Annotated in this window: 3 protein-coding genes and 1 pseudogene; 1 reads left to right on the top strand and 3 read right to left on the bottom strand. The window is 44.2% G+C overall.

Annotated elements, in window-relative coordinates:
• Positions 1-105 precede the first annotated feature (105 nt).
• Positions 106-1,839, bottom strand: a complete 1,734-nt coding sequence (locus PTE_RS06590; protein WP_071992950.1) for a type VI secretion system baseplate subunit TssF — start codon at positions 1,837-1,839, stop codon at positions 106-108.
• A 268-nt stretch (positions 1,840-2,107) separates the two neighbouring features.
• Between PTE_RS06590 and PTE_RS06585 the strand changes: the two genes are divergently transcribed.
• Entirely contained in the window at positions 2,108-2,371 is a 264-nt protein-coding gene (locus PTE_RS06585) for a PAAR domain-containing protein (RefSeq protein ID WP_036844142.1), read from the top strand.
• A gap of 223 nt (positions 2,372-2,594) precedes the next feature.
• On the opposite strand, the gene PTE_RS27185 is transcribed toward PTE_RS06585, so the two are convergent.
• Entirely contained in the window at positions 2,595-2,984 is a 390-nt protein-coding gene (locus PTE_RS27185) for a PAAR domain-containing protein (RefSeq protein ID WP_110742809.1), read from the bottom strand.
• Positions 2,985-2,986: 2 nt separating this feature from the next.
• Positions 2,987-3,205: pseudogene (locus PTE_RS26375) on the bottom strand (Imm52 family immunity protein); the annotation flags it as partial.

Here is a 3,205-nt window from a genome sequence, read left to right as displayed (position 1 = left end):
CGCTTCATCTAACGTAAAATTGACGACCGCAAAAGTCATGGGCGCCAGGTTGCCGATAGTGCAGGAAAAGCGGAGTCCGGTTTTCATAATTTTTCCTCAATGATGTTACATAAGCTTCTGGTGCCCGGGCATATTGTAAAATTCCCAGTATTCACCGGTATCGTCATTGATGACGGTTAATGTGTGAAGGCTTGTTTCGACCAGGCAGAGGGAGAAGGCGGTATGTAATGTTTTGGCAAAGGCATACATTTCGCCTTCGTGCTCGTAATTCTCTGGTGTCATGCGCAGTGTGATTTTCTGGGCCCTCACAGGAATACCCTTCTCCATATGATAAAAAGGTTCAATGTAGATTTTACTGAGACCCTCGGCCATGCGCTGAATATGCCGGCTACGCGGGGCGTCCAGATGTGTGAAGGTATCCAGTTGTTTGACCAGCGATCTGACGGAATCAATATGGCCGAGAAAAAATGGCCCAATCGACAACAAGGATAGTATCGGCCAATGCTGATGACTATTGACTACGGCAGGAAAATCTTTTGACGCCGCCACGATATTTTTGGCCTGAATATGGCTGGGTATCTCCTCGCTGGATATACAGATTTGCCCGATGTCCAGTGTTCGTGCTTGTGTATCAAGTTTCTGATATTGGCAGTAAAAGTCGCGATAATGGTGCTCTGTTACGGGTTTTGCCTGATGATCATAAAACGTGAGATTAATTTGACTGCCCCCAAATGGCGATTCTTCCCGTATAGGGTTAAACAGCAATATGTTGTCACCGGGTTCGGCGAAATGGTGGGCTGTCAGCTGCGCACTGTCGATAAGGGGAACACGGTGGTCAGATCCATCAGCGATTTCTTCTGGTTCAGATTGGAGTTTAACGTTATCAATACTAAAGATTTCATCTGCTGCCAATACATAACACGATTTGCCCTTTTCAAATGCTATCGGTTTTGTTCTGGTCGAAGACAGGTTGATAACCGGTACGCAGTGCGGAATAAATGCGGGGGTAATGTCCTCAATGGGAATGTTGCAGTCGAATTCCAAGATAAGGGTGAATTGCTTATCTTCGCCCAAAGGGAGCTCAGAGATCTCCTCCGATAAATCAAATGACATAAAGTCATTAACATGTGGCAGATAGAGGTATTCGTATAACACCTGCAACGGCCAGAAATAGTCATGTGGTCTCGGCAGTACCAAATTTTCCTTCATCCGTGGAGCGCTCTCGATAGACAGCCACATCTTTTTCTCTGTAAGGGATGTTTTCAGATAAGTGTCGTCCAGCGACTGATCCAGGTATTTTGTCAGTAAAGACGCCAGTTTTTGATCTTCTCCGAGAAAAAGCATGACTGGCCCTGTCTTCCAGTGGGGAGTTTGCCCATGATATTGAAAGGTCAGCGATATCAGGCTTTTGTTTTCGCGGTGTGTCAGAGTTTTATGGATCAAGGTAACTGGCTCAATGCTGATATCTTGGGTGGTTCTGAATGCAATGGATTGGTTATGTTGTATGGCGGAAATTTGGCTGCCTTTGGCAACATGTGTGGCTTCCGTCATGCTGCCCGGTTGAATATCTAACTGGATAACGCTGGTTGAAGGGATAGGATGTAACGGTATCGGCCATACCTTGCGTAAAAGAGGGTTGATCACTTCAGGAAAACCATCATCAATTTTTTGCTGAAGACCGGCAGTCAGCAGCGCAAAACCTTCCAGTAACCGGAGAATATCCGGGTCACCGGATTCGGGGGTAAATGGGGCGAGGTGTGGATGCTCTTGTGCCGCGTTATGCATATCGTGCTTTATTTGCGAAAGTGCTGCCCTGTAGAAGTCTTCAAAATTTTTCATATTTACACTTGTCTCTTTTGCATCCAAATATTAATGTTAATTTATATTTCAGTCTAATAAACATCAAGGTTGATATTTTAAAGATGTGTAAATTTCGTTTTAAAACAGTGAATGACGTAAATTTTATAGGTGTTCAGGTAACATGATTATTTTAGTCATTTCAAAGAGTTTGGTTTCAGTTGGTTTGTTTTAATCAAGTTGTAACGCCATGATAGCCAGACGTTATAAGCTGAAATTAATATTTAACTAATAGTTAAGAGGGTAAAAGATGTTGCGTTCCATTATTTTGGTTGGAGATTCGACTTCGCATGGTGGCAAGGTGCTGGCCGGTGATGGCGGTTTTGAGGTGTTAGGGAAGAAAGCGGCCCGGGTTGGGGATGCGGTATCTTGTCCCAAATGTGGTGGTAGTCAAACCATCGTGGAAGGTACGCCGGGTATAGTTAGCTCTAATGGGCAAATGTACGCACTGGAGGGGATGAAAACCTCTTGTGGGGCGACATTGATCGCTTCGCAAAGTCTATTTCAGGCATAGGATGGCGGTAAGACTCTGCCTGAAATAGTGGGCTGATTTAAGCGCGGATGCTCAGTTCTTCATTTATCTGTCTTTTTATAAACTGCCGGGCTGACGTGGTGGAAAATGACTCAACGTCCGGCTATCGGCTGCACCACGACTTTCCTGATGCAACGCTCTGATACGGCTTCTTAATTTCAATCGACAACCGTCAGGCATAATAAGCACGCACTAGGCGAAACTTTCAGTAACTGACAAAGGACCGTACAGGCCAGTCATCACTCAGCTGTGTGATACGCGTGTAAATTTGTCGGGCATCTCGCTCATCAACACAGCCGTCTGTTTTAAAATGGTTTTCTCCATTTCCAGACGTTTGATCTGAGCTTCCAGTTCCTTTATGCGGCGTTGTTCTGTTGTCAACATGCATCCCCTCTAATGCGACAGGTTTTCCCTGATGCTTTAAGTCATCACTCCCTTCCACAATAGGGAAAACCTCTTTGCATTTAGGACTGCTGACTAAATCACCTTTAGCGGCAACAGGTACGCCTTGATACACGTAATTATCAATGGCGGTGATGACTTTACCACCATGATCGGTTAGGTCGTTTAATCGGATAACTGCTTTGCTTGCCATAGTTATATCTCTGTTATCAGCGATAATATTTGTAGATCCCGCAAGCAGATTTCAATATCATTGGCTTTATTAATATGCTCCTGGTTTTCTATGTCAAAGATGTCTTTTGTTGTGATAATCAATGAGCCTTTTTTGTCATTTTTATCAGAAATAGATATTATTTCTTCTGCCATTGGGACTAAAGTCGGATCTATTTCTATTGGTAAATAGAGCATCCAGCC

This window comes from Photorhabdus khanii NC19, from assembly GCF_000517265.1.
GTDB lineage: Bacteria > Pseudomonadota > Gammaproteobacteria > Enterobacterales > Enterobacteriaceae > Photorhabdus > Photorhabdus khanii.
This window is presented reverse-complemented; position numbering and strand designations above follow the sequence as displayed.

Coding starts and splice junctions, on each gene's coding strand:
- PTE_RS06590 (WP_071992950.1), bottom strand. CDS start 1,839: ATGAAAAATTTTGAAGACTTCTACAGGGCAGCACTTTCGCAAATAAAG.
- PTE_RS06585 (WP_036844142.1), top strand. CDS start 2,108: ATGTTGCGTTCCATTATTTTGGTTGGAGATTCGACTTCGCATGGTGGC.
- PTE_RS27185 (WP_110742809.1), bottom strand. CDS start 2,984: ATGGCAAGCAAAGCAGTTATCCGATTAAACGACCTAACCGATCATGGT.